Consider the following 18,911-nt stretch of genomic DNA (forward strand, 5'->3'; position numbering starts at 1 on the left):
TTGTCCTTTCTCGGTTTTAGCTTTTATTCAACCCACTACAGTTGACAAAGAGCCCTTTAATGTAGAGTTTTGGTTAAGATAGTTCGTTATCATAAATAAAAAAAAGTTGGAGCTCAGCACTCCAACAATTGCTATTAAAATGTTTGGCGTTTTGCTTTACGTTCTGCACGACCGCGAGCACGATTTTCAGCGCGCTTGGTTTTGCGGCGCTTTTCATCAACCGCCCATTGAATTTTCTTCTTATAACCTGGTTTGACTTTTTTCTTTTTCTTTTTAACCAAACCAATCATTTCGATATCAAGCTTATCCTGCTTCTTTTCACGGTTTGCACGACGATCACGGTCATAGGTATCTTGGAATTCTCCATCTTTTACCATCTTCGGAGTAAATTTAATTCCTAATTTCTCCAACTCACGGATATCCGAGTCATCGCTTGGCTGATAAAGGGTAATAGCTGTACCTGGTAGGCCATTTCGTCCAGTACGACCAACACGGTGAACAAAGAAGGACAAATCTTGCGGAATAGCATCATTGATGACATGGCTGACACCTTCAATGTCAATTCCACGCGCTGCCAAATCTGTTGCGACAATATACTCAAAATCCAGATTTTTCACCTGGTTCATGATACGTTTGCGCTCACGAGGGGCAATACCCCCATGGATTTTTGCCACCTTCAAGCCTTGAGCAGTCAGATATGAATACAATTCATCAGCACGCGTTTTAGTGTTAACAAAAATCATTGCCAAATACGGTTGCATCAACTGAGTCAACTGGTAAATTTGAGCATTCTTGTCACGTCCCTTTGTAGAAATCAACCAATTATCAATGGTATCAGAAATGACCGTTTTGGTCTTGATTTTCTCCATAACAGGATTTGACAAGTATTTTTTCAAGAATGGTTGCAGTTTTTGTGGGATAGTCGCTGAGAAGACCATGAATTGCAAGTCTTTTGGAAGGCTTCCAGCAATCTTATCAACAGTTTCCAAGAATCCCATATCCAAGGTCATATCTGCCTCATCGACCACAAAGGTCTTAGCCTTGTGAATAGCTAGGTCACCAGACTTAACTAAGTCATAAATACGGCCAGGCGTTCCGATAACAATATGAGGCTGGTTACTTGCCAATTTGTCAATCTGGCGAGCCTTATCTGTACCACCCACATAATTAACCACACGAATTTCTACCTCTGAGTGAGCTGAAATCTGACGCGCTGCTTGATAAATTTGAGTAGCCAACTCACGACTCGGTGCAGTAATGACTGCTTGAACACTATCGCTGGCTTCATCTAATTGCTGGAAAATCGGCAATAGGAAAGTGTGAGTCTTACCCGAACCTGTTTTTGATTCACCGACTAGGTCACGACCTTCCAAAACAATAGGAATCAACTTATCTTGAACCTCTGTTGGAGTTGTAAATTTTAACTCCTCCAAGGCTTCTCTAATATAGTTTTTAAATTGAAATTTCGTAAATGGCATAATATCCTCGATTCTATCTATCTTATCAATTATACCATATTTTATTACATTTCAGTAGTCTCACTTATTTAGTCTATTTCCAGTAGCTTCTCTAGTCATAAAAAGGCTAGAATTTTATAATTCCAACCTCTTTTCAGTCATTATTTCCAGTTTAAAATAGCATTCAAGCCATAGTGATCACTAACTTGTGGACTCTTGTTACCATCAAATACGACATGTAATTTTTCCACCTCTAACTCTTGGGTAGTAAAAACATAGTCGATTCGAAGGGGTTCAGTGTTCCCTTTCCAGCCATCAATTTCTGGTGGAACAGTATAGCTACCACTTTTCTCTTGAGCAACTACAAATGCGTCTTGTAAGCCTAATGAACTAGCTAAAATAGCTTGGTAACCTTCCTGACCAGCTGGGTTGTTGAAATCTCCAGCAAGCAAAAGTGGCTTGTTCAATTCTTTCAAGACAGCCTCAAATCGTACCCATTCTTCTTGGAAACCTTTATCCCACCAAGAAAGGTGGACGCTGGCAACTGCAAGTTCATTACCATCGACTACAGTTTCAGCCAAGGCAACACGGCGAGTATGATAGTCTGTTGGATCATCCACATCTGAAACCAAAATTTCTCTGGCTTCAATAGGTGTTTTAGACAAGATAGCCACACCTTCGTGGTAGCGATCATAACCGATATGGTTATAGGCCCAAGTCCAGTAGTAATTTTTCCCTTGCTCAGACAACTTTTCAACCAAAAGTCTAACATAGTGATCTTGGTGAATAGGCTCAGCTGCTGGCAAAGGTTGATAAAGGTCATTAACCTCCACCTCTGGCGAAGTGATCTCCTGATTGATTTCTTGGAAACAAATCAAATCATAGTCCTTTTCAAGAATATCCTGAAGCAAAATCTGGAATTTTTCCTCTGCTTCTTTCTCCATCCAACTGTGAGTATTGAGTGTTAAAAATTTCATTCTTTTCTCCCAAAATAAGAGGTTGGAATACAGCTTCCAACCTCAAGTATATTATAATTCTACTTTAGCAACTGCTGTTTTAGCTGCAAGAGAACCTGTTTTTTCTAATTTAACTGATTTAATTGCATCACCATTTGTGAAGACAACTACTGTTGAAGTTTCACGTCCTGCTGCACGGATAGCATCCAAGTCAGCTGTGACAAGGAGATCACCTGCTGCAACTTTTTGTCCTTCAGCAACATGAACTGTAAATGGTTTACCTTCAAGACTTACTGTGTCCAAACCAATGTGAACCAATACTTCAAGACCTGCTTCAGTCACAAAACCAAGAGCATGTTTTGTAGGGAAGATGCTTGATACAGTACCTGAAACTGGAGATACAATGTTTCCATTTGCAGGTTCTACAGCAAATCCGTCACCCATCATTTTTTGAGCAAATACTGGATCTTTCACTTGTTCCAAAGCAACAACTTGACCATCTGCTACTGAGTATACTTCCTCAGTAAGACCTTTATAGTGAACTGTGTTTTGTTGTGCTTCTGTCATTTGACTTAGAAGAGTTTCAGGAATGATTTCACCTGAATCAAGGATATCTTGGATATCAGATTTCAATACGTCTGCTTTTGGACCGTAGATAGCTTGAACTCCTTGTCCTTTCATGACAAGACCCATAGCTCCTTCTGCTTTCCATTGTTCTGCATCACCGACTTTGTCAGCGTCTTTTACAGTTACACGAAGACGAGTCATACATGCGTCTACATCAACGATGTTTGCACGTCCACCAAGAAGGTTGATAATGTTTACAGCTTGAGAACCTGCTGCAACTTTCACTTCGCTGCTAGCTTCTTCTGAACCTTCAGCAGTTTCGTAGTTTCCGTTACGCCCTGGAGTTGCGTAGTTGAATTTTTGAATCATGAAGTTTGCGATAAAGTACATGATTACAGCAAAGAGAACAGTTACCCAAACAAAGTTAACGATATCCATACCGATACCAGCGCTAATCGCAATAGGTGTACGAGTCAAGAACTCGATTGAACCGAATGAGTGCATACGTAGGTTTACGACGTCAGCCATAGCGAAGGCAGCACCTTGAACAAGTGAGTAAACAAGATACATAGGTGTTGCTACAAACATGAACATGTATTCGATTGGTTCAGTAACCCCTGTCAAGAATGTTGCAAGAGCTGTTGCAATCATCATACCTTTGTATTTGTGTTTCTTGTCTGCATCAACATTACGGTAGATAGCCACAACCACACCCATCAAGATACCGAATGAACCAATCATTTGTCCAACTTTGAAACGAGCTGGATGAACAGTATCTAACAAGTGTTGGTATTGACTAGCATCAGTACCTTTAAGGTTTACAAGGTCTGTTACCCATGCAAGCCAAAGTGGATCTTGACCAAATACTTGGCTACCTTTTGCTGCACCAGTTAAGACCTCATAAGTACCACCAAGAGCTGTGTAGTTCATTGGGATAGTCAACATGTGGTGAAGACCAAATGGTAAGAGCAAACGTTCCAATGTACCATACAAGAATGGTGCAAGGATTGGAGCAGTTTCTTGTGAGTTAGCAATCCAGATACCAAAGCTATTGATACCAGTTTGCACAAGTGGCCAGAAAGCTGAAAGTACAATTGCAGCAATTATTGAACGAAGAATAACTACAAACGGTACAAAACGTTTTCCGTTAAAGAATGAAAGTGCATCAGGAAGCTTACGGAAGTTATAGTATTTATTGTAAGCAGTTGCTCCAATAAAACCAGAAATAATCCCTACGAACACACCCATATTAAGTGCTGGTGCTTCCATAACACTAATGAAGTAATCAGCAACTTTGATTTGCCCACCCAATAGTGTTGAAACCATAGCATCTGGATTTTTCAACATATCGCCTGATACGCCAAAGATTGTACCAGTGATACGGTTAATCAAGATGAAGGCAAGACCAGCGGCGAAAGCACCACCAGCACGTTCTTTAGCCCAGCTACCTCCAATGGCTAGGGCGAACAAGATATGAAGGTTAACGATAACCCCCCAACCGATTTGTTCTAGTACACCACCAGTAATAACAAGTGGTGAAAAGGTTGGGTTAATCATCACGATAGACTTACCGATTGAAATCATCAAACCAGCAGCCGGCATAACCGCGATAACCACCATCAAAGCCTTACCGAATTTTTGCCAAAATTCGAAAGACAAGACATTTTTGAATGTATCTTTCATCATTCAAATCTCCTTTATTTTTATTTAGGCAAACGTTTTACGAAAACGTTTGCACCTTTTATGATTTAATTATACCACTTTAATTTTTTTTGTAAAGGCTTTTATAAAAAAAAGTACACTTTTTTCTAAAATTCTTGTAGCAAAAAAGGAGATCATTTAATCTCCTCATAAAAGTAGCTAGTTTACCTAAATCTTCAAGAATCGGCGCATTGAAATTCCTGATCCGATTGAACCGATAAAAATTCCAATCACAAATAATAAGGCAATCATCAGTGGACTGAATACTTCTGGTGATATCATTGAAAGGTTCTGACCAACCAATGACTTATTAACCGATTGGTAAACCATTTTATAGACAATAAATACCAGAACTGATGGAAGTGTTGCTCCAAGCAAACCAATGAAGGCACCTTCAAGCAAGAAAGGTCCACGGATATAGCCGTTCTTAGCACCTACTAAACGCATGATTTGAATTTCACGGCTTCGTGAAATAATGGTGATACGAATAGTATTAGAAATCAAGAACACCGCAATGAAAATCAATAATCCCGCGATAACTAATCCCCAGACACGAATAAATGAGGCTAACTTAAACAAGCGTTCGGTATTGGCACCACCATCTTGAACTTCTGATACACCTTCAATTTTCTTAGCCTCTTCTGCTACTGTCTTTACATCGCTTGGCGTGTTGGTGTCAACAATATATGCATCATAGAGAGGATTGGCATCTCCTTCAAAGATTTTCCAGTTGTCCCCCATTGTTTCGGTCAACTTTTCATATTGTTCTTCTTTACTTGAAAACGTAACACTTTTAACGGTTGACATACCTTTCAAAGCATCATATACTTTATGGTAGTCGTTATTTGTAACAGTTTGACCTTCTTTTTCAATCGTCTCACTATTATCAGCTACGTCCTTACGAATGTATACCATTACTCGGACATTATTTTCGATATCTGTAGCTAGTTTAGCCGTATTAAAGATAACAGATGCAAATATTGCAACCAAGGTCAAAGTAATCATAACTGAACTGACAGCAGCTACTGTCATCCAGCCATTTCGTTTCAAACTTTTTAACGATTCAAATAAATGACGAAAAAATCTACTAATCATCGTATCCATATTCTCCTTTAGCTTCGTCACGAACGACACGGCCATTTTCAATGGCAATGACACGGTGGCGCAAGGTATTTACAATCTGACTGTTGTGGGTAGCCATCAAGACAGTTGTACCTTGGAGATTGATGCGTTCCAGCAAGTTCATAATTTCCCATGAATTATCTGGGTCCAAGTTTCCTGTTGGTTCGTCCGCAATCAATACTTTGGGATTATTTACAATAGCACGCGCTATCGCAATACGCTGTTGTTCTCCCCCTGAAAGTTCATTTGGGAAAGAACGAACCTTATGCTTCAATCCAACCAAGTCTAAAACTTCCATAACACGTTTTTTGATATTACGGCGACTTTCTCCAATTACCTCCATTGCATAAGCAATATTTTCATAAACGGTTTTCTTTGGTAACAGTTTATAATCTTGGAAGACAACCCCAACACTACGACGTAGGAGAGGGATATCTTTCTTTTTAATTTTAACCAGATTAAAACCAGCAACAGATAAGCTTCCTTTTTCGATTTTTACTTCACGATATAGAGAACGAATGAAGGTTGACTTCCCTGCTCCTGAAGGTCCTACAATGTAAGCAAATTCTCCCGGTTGAACGCTGACCGAAACACCGCGTAGGGCAGTCGTTCCGTTATCATACTTTTTGACAACATCTCTCATTTCAATGATTGACATGTGAGTTCCTTTCTATCTTAGCTGATTCGCCACTTGAGATAAGCATCGATAAAACCATCTAGGTCTCCATCCATAACCTTATCTACCTGCGCAACTTCAAAACTAGTTCGATGATCTTTTACCATAGTATAAGGCGTGAAAACATATGAACGGATTTGGCTTCCCCATGTGATTTCCTTTTTCTCACCCTTGAGGGAATCGACTTCCGCAGCTTTCTTTTCTTGCTCCATTTGATAGAGCTTAGCCTGCAACATCTTCATGGCACGATCTCTATTTCCATACTGGGTACGATCGACCGTTGACTGGACAACAGTCCCAGTAGGAATATGTGTTAAACGTACACCTGTTGAAACCTTATTGACGTTTTGTCCACCAGCACCACCTGAACGGAAGGTATCCATCTTGATGTCATCTTCACGTATTTCCACTTCAATAGTATCATCTAATTCTGGCATTACTTCTACAGATGTGAAAGAGGTATGGCGACGTTTGGCAGAGTCAAATGGTGAAATACGGACCAAACGGTGAACACCCATTTCTGACTTGAGAAGACCATAGGCATTAGGTCCTTCAAATGATAGGGTTACCGACTTAATACCAGCTTCATCTCCTGCTTGGTAATCCAATACTTCCACTTTAAAGCCTTTAGCATTTCCATAGCGAGTGTACATACGAAGCAACATATCACCCCAGTCCTGAGCCTCAGTACCACCGGATCCTGGATGGATTTCCAAGATGGCATTATTATGGTCATAAGGTTCTGACAAGAGCAAGGTCATCTCGTAACTGGTCATCATCTTATCAAGTTCTGATAACTGCTCAACCAATTCTTCATGCACCGACTCATCTTCTGCTAAAAAGTCTAATAAAATTTCGACTTCATCCTGTAACTCTTCCATTTTGTGGAAGGTGTTGTAGGTGTTTTTTAATTCATTTAATTCTTGCGACGTTTTTTGGGCCGCGATATTATCGTTCCAAAAATCAGGTTCTGTCATCTTGTTTTCCAAGATGGCAATCTCTTCCTCTAAACCTTCGAGGTCAAAGAGACCCCCTGAAAGAAGCTAATTTTTCACGATTTGCGTCAATTTTCTGACGAATTTCTGAAATGTCCATAAATACTCCTTTTTTGTATCATTTTATTATACCATAATCTATCATTTCTTTCCATCTTTTGATCTAATCCCTTATTGCATGTAAAAAGAAGCCTTTCGGCTTCCCTTCTTACAAGACTTTTGCTGAAGTACGAGTAATCTCTTCTACTTGAATATTCTCTGATTCAAATTTTTCTTTCAAGGCTGGTAAATCAATTGATCCATCGATTTGAACTTCGATAATGACCTTACCATCCTTACGCGGAATATTGACTGTATGCGAGATATTCAAATTTTCTTCTACAATCAAAGAAACAATCTTTCCGAGTACACCAACTTCATTTTCCGTAACAAAGCGCACACGAATTCCTTCTTCACCATAACCAGCAATTTCAAGAAAGGCTTGGAAAACGTCACGGTCCGTAATAACTCCATAGACTTGATGGTTATCAACGACAGGAAGAATACCAATCTTGTTTTTCAACATCAAATAAGTTGCATCCTCAAGACTCGCATAGCCTGAAACAGTGACAACATCGCGAATCATCACATCTTTTACTTTGGTCTTATTTAGAAGATAATTCATCTCATAGATAGAAAGACTTGTTGCTTTTGATGGACTTGCTTGTGCAATGGTTCCCTCAGTCACCAAACCAACCAATTGATCATTTTCGATAACAGGCAAGCGGTGCAACCCTTGCTCTCTCATCAAATCTGCTGCATGAGATACTGTTGTATCTGGACTAATATAAACTACCTTGCGGGTCATAAAATCTTTAACTGCCATGAGACTTCTCCTTTTCTATTCTTACCCCTATTATACAATCTTTTTGCAAATCTATCAAACGCTTACATTTCTTTTTCAAAATTCAGAAAAGTATGAATAAGCTAGCAAAAAGAGCTCTGAAATCGAGCTCTGTGAATGAAGGTAAAAAACGTTTCATTCGATTTTTTCAATTATTAGAAATTAACCTTTTAATGTAGATGAAGATTGCTTTGCAATCTAAATATGCCGACTAAAAAGGTCCCCCGGACCATAATGATGATTACTTCGTAATCTTTATCTGCAACCTAAACTAGTCTCCCAGACTATGCGAAGATTGCTTACGCAATCTTCATCTGCCGACTAAAACAATCCACTGGATTGTTTTAGCCACCTAGATACGCTTTTCTGACTTCTTCTGATGAAGCAAGTTCTTTTCCTGTTCCTGATAGAACGATTTTCCCTGTTTCCAATACATAGCCTCGATCAGAGATTGCGAGTGCTTTATTGGCATTTTGTTCAATCAAGAGGACGGTTGTTCCTTGTTTCTGGATGTCTTGAATGATATCAAAAATCTCTTGGATAAAGATTGGGGCAAGTCCCATTGATGGTTCATCTAAAAGAAGAAGTTTTGGTGTTGACATGAGGGCGCGTCCCATGGCAAGCATTTGTTGTTCTCCTCCTGAAAGAGTGGCTGCATCCTGGTTCTTCCGTTCTTCAAGACGTGGGAAACGTGAGAAAACCTTCTTCAAGTTAGCTTGATTTTCTTCACGATTTTTCTTTAAGAAAGCTCCCATTTCAAGATTTTCCATAACAGTCAAGCCAGGAAAGACGTGGCGTCCTTCTGGAACTTGTGAAAGACCACCTGCCACGATTTTCTGAGCCGGCATTTTTTGGATTTCTTGACCTAAAAATTCAATCTTTCCTGAACTCGGTCTAACCAAACCAGACAAGGTACGGAGAATGGTTGTCTTACCTGCACCATTGGCACCGATAAGGGAAACAACTTCTCCTTCATTTACTTCAAAGCTTACATCACGAACTGCTTGGATCATACCGTAATGCACAGAAAGATTATCAACTTTTAACATAGACATTAGGCTTCACCTCCTAGATAAGCTTCGATAACGCGTTTATTGGTCTTAATTTCGTCTGGAGTTCCCTGAGCAATCAAACGACCATATTCAAGTACGTAGATACGTTCTGTTACTTCCATGACCAGATTCATATCGTGTTCAATCAGCATGATCGTAATCTTAAATTCATCTTTGATACGACGAATTAACTCAGTCAATTCTGCTGTTTCCTGCGGGTTCATACCTGCTGCTGGTTCATCTAAGAAGAGAATTTTAGGTTCCGTAGCAAGAGCACGAACAATTTCCAAACGACGTTGTTGTCCATAGGCAAGGTTTTTAGCAAGAGTCTCTGCATCACCATCTAAATCAAAGATTTTCAGCAATTCCAATGCTTTAGCTTTTAATTCTTTTTCACTCTTGTAAAAAGCTGGTAAGCGTAAGAAACTAGCAAAAACATGTTGTTTGTGATGGTTGCCAAAAGCAATCAAAACATTGTCCAAAACTGTTAAATCTTTAAAGAGACGAATATTTTGGAATGTACGTCCAAGTCCCAAAGAAGCAATCTTATAAGGTGACTTCCCATTCAAAAGGTGACCATCAAGGGTAACTGTTCCCTCACTTGGTTCATAAACACCGGTCAAAAGGTTGAAAAGGGTGGTTTTACCAGCTCCATTTGGACCGATTAGTCCAACCAGTTCCCCTTCGTTCAATTCAAGAGTCACATCTCCAACAGCTGTTAGACCGCCAAAATGTTTGGTTAACTGTTTTACTTCAAGTAATGCCATTAGTTTTGTTCCTCCTTCTTAGATTTTTTAAAGAAACGTGATAGGCTCAATTCCCATGTTCCAAGGAGTCCACCTGGTCTGAAAATCATTACCAATACCAAGGCCAAAGCGTAGATAATCATACGAACGCTAGCAACATCTTGGAGAAGCATATTCAAAATTCCAAGAACAATAGCTGAAACAATGGCACCTGTAATGGAACCAAGTCCACCAAATACAACAATAATCAATACGTTGATTGAGTTGATGAAGGTGTAATCTTTCGGTACAACAGAGCCGATAAATCCTGCCTGAAGTGACCCTGCAATACTTGCAGTAATAGCACCAAAGACGAAGGCGATGATTTTAATCTTAGTCGTATTAACCCCAACTGACTCAGCAGCGATTTCATCCTCACGAACAGAGAGAGTTGAACGACCAATCGGACTACGCAAAAAGTTCAAGGTTGCAATGGTTGTAATCACGACAAAGAAGTAAACCATTTGCCAGGTTGTAAAGTTAGGAATTCCCAAGATACCTGCTGCACCATTTGTAAGGCTTCCACCATTGATGATAAAGATACGGATAATTTCAGAAACACCGAGAGTTGCTACCGCAAGGTAATCCCCCTTCAAGCGTAAGGTTGGAATTCCGACAAGCAAGGCAACTGCTCCTGAAAGCAAAGCACCTAACAGCATGGCTCCAAAGAAGGCACCGTAGGTTGGTGATTTAGAACCAATAATAGCTGCTGCATAGGCACCAATCGCCATGAAACCAGCATGCCCAAGTGAAAATTGTCCTGAAAAACCAACGATTAAGTTGAGACCAACAGCCAGAATAATATTAATTCCGATTTGTTGTAAAATCTGTACATAGAATAGGTTGAGTACTCCGACTGAAACCAGTACACTAATCAAGCCATAGCCAGCTAACAAAAGGAGTAACCATAGAATATTGACTTTTAAATTTTCCTTCATCGTTTACACCTTCTCTTTCACATTTTTACCAAGGATACCAGCTGGGCGGACAATCAAGATCAACAACAAGATTCCATAAACAATGGCATCACGGAAGTCTGACATTCCAAAGGCTGTCGCAAAGGTTTCCAATAGACCAATTACAAATCCACCAAGCGCCGCACCAGGAATGATTCCGATACCACCAAGTACCGCGGCAACGAAAGATTTAAGACCTGGAGTAACCCCCATTAAAGGCTCAAGAGAGTTATAATAAAGGGCAATCAGAACACCAGCCGCACCCGCAAGAGCTGAACCCAAAGCGAAAGTAAAGCTGATAGTACGGTTTACATTGATCCCCATCAATTGCGCTGCATCGCTATCTACTGATACTGCACGCATGGCTTTCCCCATCTTGGTCTTTTGGACAATGACTTGTAACAAAATCATCAAAATCAAGGAAATTGCCAAAATCATTAACTGTACATTCGTTAAGCTAATTGTTCCCAAATCATAGCGAACTGTTTGAATCGCTTGAGGGAAGGCACGGGTATTAGCACCAACCAGATAGACCATCCCATATTCCAATAGGAAAGAAACCCCAATAGCTGTAATCAAAACAGCAATACGAGTAGAGTGACGCAAAGGTCGGTAAGCAAGGAACTCAATCACGACACCAAGAATGGCTGTCGCTAACATAGCTACAATAAGAGCTACAAAGAAATTCATTTGGAAAGAATTAATCAAGAAATAACCGATAAAGGCTCCCATCATATAAATATCACCGTGGGCGAAGTTGATGAGCTTGATAATTCCGTAAACCATGGTATATCCTAGGGCTAACAGCGCATAAACACTACCTAGAATCAAACCATTTACTAGTTGTTGGAGCATAAGATTCACTCTTTCTATTTATAATTTTGAGGGTTTCCCCTCACTTTTTGATAGGTTCTTAAACACCGAAACAGGGAGTGAGTCAGAGGCTCATTCCCTATTTCAACATTTTTCTATTATGGTTTTACAACTTCTGCTGCTTCAACCTTACCATTGTTCATGGTCATCATGTAAGCAGTTTTGACTGTGTTGTGGTCTGCATCGAAGCTTGTTTGACCAGTTACACCTTCAAAATCTTTTGTTTTAGCAAGGTTATCCTTGATTTCACCTGAGTTTTTAGCACCTTTTGCTGCGTTTGCTACAAGGTGAACTGAGTCATAAGCCAAGGCTGCAAATGTTGAAGGCTCTTCGTTGTACTTAGCACGGTAAGCATCAAGGAAAGCTTTTGCTTTAGCTGAAACTTCTACAGTAGTTGAGAAGCCTGAGATAAAGTAGATGTTTGATGCTTTTTCAGCAGTTGCTTGTTGTACAAACTCTTCACCGTTGAATCCATCACCACCAACGATTGGTTTATCAATTCCCATACCACGCGCTTGGTTTACAATTTTACCAGCTTCAGTGTAGTAACCAGGGACGATGATAGCATCAAAGTCTTTCCCTTTCATTTTTGTAAGGGCTGCTTGAAAGTCTGTGTCACCTGCTACGAAAGTTTCATCTGCAACGATTTCACCTTTGTAAGCTTCACGGAAGGCTTTAGCAATACCTTTAGCATAGTCGCTGGCATTGTCAGTGTAAAGAACAACTTTCTTAGCGTTTAATTTTTCAGTAACATAGTTTGAGATAATTTTTCCTTGGAAGCTATCTTGGAATGTTCCGATAAAGAGGTAATCTTGACCTTTAGTCAATCCATCTTGAGTCGCACTTGGCGAAATCAATGGAACACCTGCTTTTGTAGCGTTAGCTACAGCAGCTGCAGTTGCACCAGATGTCGCAGGTCCTACGATTGCTGATACCTTAGATTGGGTTACTAGGTTAGTTGTTACTGAAGCCGCCTCAGCAGTTTCAGACTTATTATCTTTATCAACTACTTCGATTTGTTTTCCGTCGATACCACCTGCTGCATTGATTTCATCAACGGCAAGTTGGGCACCTTTTTGTTCAGATGTACCGTAGGCTGCTACGGCACCAGTTTCTTCAAAGTTAAATCCAATTTTGATTGTCTTTTCCTCTACTGAGTTACCAGCAGCGTTTGACGCTCCAGACTTCACTTCTCCACAGGCTGCAAGAAGTGCTACACTTGCAAGCGCCACAAACGATAGGGCAAATTTTTTCTTCATCTTTTTTTGTCTCCTTATTTCTTAAATAAATAGCATGTTAAGAATATACCGAATTATCAGAAAATTGTCAACACTTTTCTTGAACTTTTTCGATGATAACGTTTTCCTCTCGATGAAGATTGCCCACAAAGGGTGTTTCCAGCTCTTGGATATGACAAACCCTGACTTTTTTTATAAACTTTTCCTTGCCCAAGCGACCGACCAATTGCTCCACTTCTTGAGTTGGAACATAAAGCTGTAAGTAACGATGTTTCTTGGAATGATAGGTAATATCTCCATAATCCTGCAGTTTTTTGGCATCACGATTATAGTAAAGATAGATAATCAAGCCAGATCGATTAACTTTTTCAAACATGGTAAATCCTCTTTCTAAGAAATCTCTCCCTATTATACCAAAAAAAGCAAACCCAGTCGAGTTTGCCTTCTTTGATCATTAGTTCAATGAATTGTTAGCCATGATTTCATCAATAAAGCCATATTCAAGTGTTTCTTGGGCACTCATCCAGTTATCACGTTCTGCATCTGCATGGACTTTTTCGATTGACTGACCTGAATTTTCAGCTAAGATTTTTTCCAAGGTTTTACGAGTTTTAAGCAAATGTTCTGCAGCAATCGCCATATCGGTTTGTTGAGTACCACCGCCTGTACCACCCATTGGTTGGTGGATCATGTATTCAGCATTTGGAAGCATGAAACGTTTGCCTTTTGCTCCACTTGATGCAATGACCGTCCCCATAGATGCGGCCATACCCATAACGATGGTTTGGACATCTGCCTTAATAAAGTTCATGGTGTCAACGATCGCCAAACCAGCTGAAACTGAACCACCAGGTGTATTGACATAAAGGTAAATATCTTTTGTACTATCTTGGGCATCCAAGAAAAGCAACTGGGCAATAACTGAGTTAGCCATGTTGTCTTCAACTGGACCTGTCAGCATAATGATGCGGTCTTTTAGAAGACGTGAGTAAATATCGTAGGAACGTTCTCCACGGCTTGTTTGTTCAATAACTACAGGAATCATTCAATTCTCCTTTTGAGTTTTAATTTTGTTGGTCAAATGACTGAAGATAAGACTATTATAATATCTTGGTCAAAAAAGGTCAAATTTTTGCTCTGTTTTCATCAGACAGAAACAAAAACTCAACCTCCTTTCGTGACTGGAAATCCTTTTCCAAGTCAATCTCTTTTTAATTCTATTTTGTACCGAACAAGCGGTCCCCAGCATCTCCAAGACCTGGAACGATATAACCGTGTTCATTCAAGCGTTCATCCAAGGCTGCTGTAAAGATTTCTACATCTGGATGAGCTTCTTGAAGGGCTTTAACACCTTCTGGAGCAGATACAAGGCAGACAAATTTGATATTTGATGCGCCACGTTTTTTAAGAGAATCAACAGCCAAGATTGCTGAGCCACCTGTTGCCAACATTGGGTCTACGACAAAAATTTGACGTTGGTCAATATCTTCAGGCAATTTCACCAAGTACTCAACTGGTTGAAGTGTTTCTTCATCACGGTACATACCAATGTGACCAACCTTAGCAGCTGGAACCAAGCTCAAGAGTCCATCAACCATCCCGATACCTGCACGCAAGATGGGAACGATGGCCAATTTCTTACCTGCCAATTGTTTTTGAACTGTTTTTGTAATTGGTGTTTCGATTTCCACATCTTCTAGTGGAAGATCACGAAGTACTTCATACCCCATCAACATTGCAATCTCATCTACTAGCTCACGAAAAGCTTTTGTAGAAGTATCTGTACGACGCAAGATTGACAATTTGTGTTGAATCAGTGGATGATTAATAACTTCAATTTTTCCCATTTTTGGAATTCCTTCTTTCAATTTATTCTTCTTATTATACCAAAAAATGGTTTAAAAATCTTTCTAAACCATTTATTTTTGATAATTTTTACATTAAATCTGCCTCTTTAAGAGCTGTCTGTACTGTCTCAAGTGGTAAATGGGTCAATTCTGTCCCTTTTTCTTGATAAAGGTATTGGGCATAGTCGTCCATTCGATACTGGTTTATATAAACCACGCGCTTGCAACCAACCTGCAATAATTGTTTGGTACAGTTGAGACATGGAAAGTGTGTTACATAGGCTGTAAAGCCTTTGGGAACCCCACGTTCTGCACCTTGAAGGATAGCATTAACCTCTGCGTGAAGAGTGCGAACACAGTGGCCTTCAATGACCAGACATTCGTGGTCAATACAATGCTCAGTCCCTGACACCGAACCATTATAACCAGTGGAAATAACTTTATTATCCTTAACCAGAATTGCACCCACTTTAGCACGTTTACAAGTGGAACGATTAGCAATTAGTAGAGCTTGGGCTGCAAAATACTCATCCCAGGCCAGTCTTTTTTCAGTCATATCTCTTCTCCTTTTTCTCTATTTTTTAAAAAATGGTAACCGTAAATCCGCAATCTTTTCAGCAGGTACCTTCATGCCATCCTTGATCCATTTTAAAAGGACTGAGACGATGGCTGAACTCCAGAAGGAATGAAGATAAGAGCTGACACCTTTTGATTTTCCATGGTATTTTTCCAAAAACTCCTGCATGGCTTGGACAAAGATTTTTTCCAGATGGTAATCCAAGGCCAGTTGAATCACTCTGGCTTCCTTTCTTGCCTCGCGGAAAAGATGAACCCAGACCAGATAAAGGTCTGTCTTTAAATCATAATGATGCAACTGTTCCATAATATTGTGGACAGTTCGTTTAAAGACACTTTCTAAAATCTCCTCTTTGGAATCATAATTGCGATAAAAGGCCGCACGAGAAACTCCTGCACGCTTGACTAATTCAGAAATACTAATCTTGGTCAAGTCCTTTTTTTCCAAGAGTTGCAAGAGGGCTGTTTCGATGGCTTCTCTAGTTAATAAATTGGATTCTTGGTTTGATTTTCTGAGATTTTCAAGAGACTTTTCAGAGATTCTACGTTCAGACATAACATTTTCTTTCTACTTGTCACAACAGACGGATGAGGCTTTTGTTTCAAGGGCTTTCATGATATAATTGTAAAAAAAGACAGAACCTTTGTCAATGTATAACTGACAAAGATGGAGAATTTCTATGACTTGGAAGATTATTGCTGACTCTGGTTGTGATTATCGTCAGCTGGCAAGACCAGCTATTGACACGACCTTTGTAAGTGTCCCCTTAACCATTCAAGTAGCTGATCAGGTCTTTGTTGATGATGCCAGTCTTGACATTGACCAAATGATGGAAACCATGTATGCAACTGCAGAAGCTTCAAAATCAGCTTGTCCAAGCCCAGATGATTATTTGCGAGCATTTGAAGGAGCCAAAAACATTTTCCTAGTAACCATCACTGGTACTCTTTCTGGAAGCCACAATAGTGCTCAACTAGCAAAAAATATTTATCTGGAAGAACATCCTGATACTAAAATTCATATAATTGATAGTTTGTCTGCTGGTGGGGAAGTTGACTTGCTCGTAGAAAAATTGAATGACTTGATCGACCAGGGCTTATCTTTTGAAGAAGTGGTTGAATCTATCACTGCCTATCAAGAAAAAACCAAGTTACTTTTTGTCCTAGCTAAAGTCGATAACTTGGTAAAGAACGGCCGTTTGAGCAAGCTTATCGGTACGGTCGTTGGCCTTCTCAATATCCGTATGGTCGGAGAAGCTAGTGAAACTGGAACTCTCGAATTGCTACAAAAAGCACGAGGACCAAAGAAATCAGTTCAAGCTGCCTATGATGAAATCATTAAAGCTGGATATGCTGGTGGCCGTATTGTCATGGCCCAACGCAATAACGAGAAATGTTGCCAACAGCTCTCAGAGCGAATCCGCGAAAATTTCCCACAGGCGGATATTAAAATTCTCCCAACATCTGGTCTCTGCAGTTTTTATGCAGAAGATGGTGGTTTGCTGATGGGATATGAAATTGATTAATTGCATTCTTGACAAGAGGTGACTTCATCTCTTGTTTTTTTGTGGTACAATAGAGCTATGAAACATTTTGATACTATTGTCATCGGTGGAGGTCCTGCTGGCATGATGGCTACGATTTCCAGTAACTTTTATGGTCAGAAAACCCTCCTCATCGAAAAAAATCGGAAACTTGGAAAAAAATTAGCTGGGACTGGTGGGGGACGTTGCAATGTAACCAACAACGGAACTCTAGATGACCTACTAGCTGGAATCCCTGGGAACGGACGCTTTCTTTATAGTGTCTTCTCCCAGTTTGATAACCATGATATCATTAACTTTTTTACGGAAAATGGGATTAAACTTAAGGTCGAGGACCACGGACGCGTCTTTCCTGCTACTGACAAGTCTCGGACAATTATAGAGGCCTTGGAAAAGAAAATCACTGAGCTAGGCGGCCAAGTTGCTACTCAAACCGAAATTGTTTCGGTTAAAAAGGTAGATGACCAATTTGTCCTTAAGTCAGCTAACCAAGTCTTCACTTGTGATAAACTCATTGTCACAACTGGTGGAAAATCCTATCCTTCCACTGGTTCTACTGGTTTTGGTCACGAGATTGCTCGCCATTTTAAGCACACTATTACCGAGCTTGAGGCCGCTGAAAGTCCTTTGTTGACAGATTTTCCCCACAAAGCCTTGCAGGGAATTTCGCTGGACGATGTGACCCTAAACTATGGTAAGCATGTCATTACTCATGATTTGCTCTTTACTCACTTTGGTTTGTCAGGTCCTGCTGCCCTACGTATGTCCAGTTTTGTCAAGGGTGGCGAAATCCTTTCACTGGATGTCTTGCCTCAACTTTCTGAGGAGGATTTGACTGCATTTCTAGAAGAAAATCGGGAAAAATCTCTAAAAAATGCCTTAAAAACTTTGCTTCCAGAACGCTTAGCAGAATTTTTTGTGCAAGACTATCCTGACAAAGTCAAACAACTGACTGAAAAGGAACGCGAACAACTTGTCCAGTCTATCAAAGCACTCAAAATCCCTGTGACCGGAAAAATGTCCCTTGCCAAGTCCTTTGTTACCAAGGGTGGCGTCAGTCTCAAGGAAATCAATCCCAAAACTCTAGAAAGTAAGCTGGTACCTGGACTCCACTTTGCTGGCGAGGTACTGGATATCAATGCCCACACGGGTGGGTTTAACATCACTTCTGCCCTCTGTACTGGTTGGGTGGCGGGATCAAACCCAATCTAAATCTGAATTATTTAATGGCTAAATCAGCCCCAAAAGAAAGGAAGTCCTTTGGAACATATTATCTTGTTAAGGGGAGTTACTCCTAATGGAAAAAATGCTATCCCTAAAATGTCTTATCTAGTAGATATCTTAACAGAAGCCGGTTTTCAACAAGTTCGAACCTATATTCAAAGTGGTAATATCATTCTTGAAAGTAACTTAGCCTTAGAAAAAATACGAGAACAGGTTCATACTCTAATAAAGAAAAAGATTGGAGCCGATCTCAAAATAATCATTAAGAATAAGGATATTTTTAAAAACATTATCCAAGAAAACCCTTTTAGAGAACACTATCTTTATGACCGTATACACGTGATTTTTTATCAAGAATCTATTCAAAGCCTCCCTTTAGACAAATTGAAAATTGATTACGGTGAAGAAGAAATTTGTATTGGTAACCACTGCCTTTACCTCTATCTCCCTAGAACTGCT

20 protein-coding genes are annotated in these 18,911 nt (G+C 39.9%); 3 read left to right on the top strand and 17 right to left on the bottom strand.

Annotation, left to right across the window (positions count from 1 at the left end):
- Window positions 1–134: 134 nt before the first annotated feature.
- From ADG81_RS00420 to ADG81_RS00500, 17 genes are all read right to left on the bottom strand, one after another.
- A complete protein-coding gene (locus ADG81_RS00420) occupies window positions 135–1,478 on the bottom strand; it encodes a DEAD/DEAH box helicase (protein WP_049550584.1) in 1,344 nt (447 codons plus the stop codon).
- Between the two features lie 140 nt (window positions 1,479–1,618).
- On the bottom strand, window positions 1,619–2,434 hold the full coding sequence (locus ADG81_RS00425) for an endonuclease/exonuclease/phosphatase family protein (protein ID WP_049550585.1): 816 nt from the start codon (window positions 2,432–2,434) through the stop codon (window positions 1,619–1,621).
- 51 nt (window positions 2,435–2,485) lie between these two features.
- A complete protein-coding gene (locus ADG81_RS00430) occupies window positions 2,486–4,666 on the bottom strand; it encodes a PTS transporter subunit IIBC (protein ID WP_080977995.1) in 2,181 nt (726 codons plus the stop codon).
- Window positions 4,667–4,849: 183 nt separating this feature from the next.
- Entirely contained in the window at window positions 4,850–5,776 is a 927-nt protein-coding gene (ftsX, locus tag ADG81_RS00435; RefSeq protein ID WP_000625545.1) for a permease-like cell division protein FtsX, read from the bottom strand.
- Entirely contained in the window at window positions 5,769–6,461 is a 693-nt protein-coding gene (gene ftsE, locus ADG81_RS00440; protein ID WP_049550586.1) for a cell division ATP-binding protein FtsE, read from the bottom strand. Before ftsE ends, ftsX begins: the two co-directional genes overlap by 8 nt.
- A 17-nt stretch (window positions 6,462–6,478) precedes the next feature.
- Window positions 6,479–7,574 (bottom strand): peptide chain release factor 2 gene (gene prfB, locus ADG81_RS00445; protein ID WP_100198837.1). Its coding sequence is split into 2 segments (ribosomal slippage): window positions 6,479–7,501 and window positions 7,503–7,574, totalling 1,095 coding nucleotides; the frame shifts between segments, so codons are not numbered across the junction.
- A 108-nt stretch (window positions 7,575–7,682) separates the two neighbouring features.
- Window positions 7,683–8,339, bottom strand: coding sequence for a CBS domain-containing protein (locus tag ADG81_RS00450; protein WP_004256822.1), 657 nt, complete (start codon window positions 8,337–8,339; stop codon window positions 7,683–7,685).
- Between the two features lie 362 nt (window positions 8,340–8,701).
- Complete coding sequence (locus ADG81_RS00455; RefSeq protein WP_000062200.1) at window positions 8,702–9,412, bottom strand: ABC transporter ATP-binding protein; 711 nt, start codon at window positions 9,410–9,412, stop codon at window positions 8,702–8,704.
- Complete coding sequence (locus tag ADG81_RS00460; protein WP_001185997.1) at window positions 9,412–10,176, bottom strand: ABC transporter ATP-binding protein; 765 nt, start codon at window positions 10,174–10,176, stop codon at window positions 9,412–9,414. The genes ADG81_RS00455 and ADG81_RS00460 overlap by 1 nt, the downstream gene beginning before the upstream one ends.
- Window positions 10,176–11,132: a branched-chain amino acid ABC transporter permease gene (locus ADG81_RS00465; protein ID WP_004256818.1), complete on the bottom strand. Its 957-nt coding sequence runs from the start codon at window positions 11,130–11,132 to the stop codon at window positions 10,176–10,178. Before ADG81_RS00465 ends, ADG81_RS00460 begins: the two co-directional genes overlap by 1 nt.
- A 3-nt stretch (window positions 11,133–11,135) precedes the next feature.
- Entirely contained in the window at window positions 11,136–12,005 is an 870-nt protein-coding gene (locus ADG81_RS00470) for a branched-chain amino acid ABC transporter permease (RefSeq protein ID WP_049550587.1), read from the bottom strand.
- 116 nt (window positions 12,006–12,121) lie between these two features.
- Entirely contained in the window at window positions 12,122–13,282 is a 1,161-nt protein-coding gene (locus ADG81_RS00475) for an ABC transporter substrate-binding protein (RefSeq protein ID WP_000726121.1), read from the bottom strand.
- A gap of 67 nt (window positions 13,283–13,349) precedes the next feature.
- A complete protein-coding gene (locus tag ADG81_RS00480; protein WP_000462121.1) occupies window positions 13,350–13,637 on the bottom strand; it encodes a YlbG family protein in 288 nt (95 codons plus the stop codon).
- Window positions 13,638–13,715: 78 nt separating this feature from the next.
- The gene (clpP, locus tag ADG81_RS00485; protein ID WP_000613465.1) at window positions 13,716–14,306 is read right to left on the bottom strand and encodes an ATP-dependent Clp protease proteolytic subunit ClpP; all 591 of its coding nucleotides are present in this window, start codon (window positions 14,304–14,306) and stop codon (window positions 13,716–13,718) included.
- A 172-nt stretch (window positions 14,307–14,478) separates the two neighbouring features.
- Complete coding sequence (gene upp, locus ADG81_RS00490) at window positions 14,479–15,108, bottom strand: uracil phosphoribosyltransferase (RefSeq protein WP_000515974.1); 630 nt, start codon at window positions 15,106–15,108, stop codon at window positions 14,479–14,481.
- Window positions 15,109–15,196: 88 nt separating this feature from the next.
- A complete protein-coding gene (locus ADG81_RS00495) occupies window positions 15,197–15,664 on the bottom strand; it encodes a deoxycytidylate deaminase (RefSeq protein ID WP_000136976.1) in 468 nt (155 codons plus the stop codon).
- Window positions 15,665–15,682: 18 nt separating this feature from the next.
- Window positions 15,683–16,240, bottom strand: coding sequence for a TetR/AcrR family transcriptional regulator (locus ADG81_RS00500; RefSeq protein ID WP_000004136.1), 558 nt, complete (start codon window positions 16,238–16,240; stop codon window positions 15,683–15,685).
- Window positions 16,241–16,364: 124 nt separating this feature from the next.
- On the opposite strand from ADG81_RS00500, the gene ADG81_RS00505 reads away from it, so the two are divergent.
- The 3 genes from ADG81_RS00505 to ADG81_RS00515 form a co-directional block, all read left to right on the top strand.
- Window positions 16,365–17,210 (top strand): DegV family protein, encoded by an 846-nt coding sequence (locus tag ADG81_RS00505; RefSeq protein ID WP_049516556.1) that lies wholly within the window; start codon window positions 16,365–16,367, stop codon window positions 17,208–17,210.
- Between the two features lie 57 nt (window positions 17,211–17,267).
- The gene (locus ADG81_RS00510) at window positions 17,268–18,440 is read left to right on the top strand and encodes an NAD(P)/FAD-dependent oxidoreductase (protein ID WP_049516555.1); all 1,173 of its coding nucleotides are present in this window, start codon (window positions 17,268–17,270) and stop codon (window positions 18,438–18,440) included.
- A 48-nt stretch (window positions 18,441–18,488) separates the two neighbouring features.
- Window positions 18,489–18,911, top strand: a 423-nt coding sequence (locus tag ADG81_RS00515) for a DUF1697 domain-containing protein (protein ID WP_049550588.1), incomplete at its 3' end; no start/stop codon positions are given.

This window comes from Streptococcus pseudopneumoniae, assembly GCF_001070815.1.
Classification (GTDB): domain Bacteria; phylum Bacillota; class Bacilli; order Lactobacillales; family Streptococcaceae; genus Streptococcus; species Streptococcus pseudopneumoniae_P.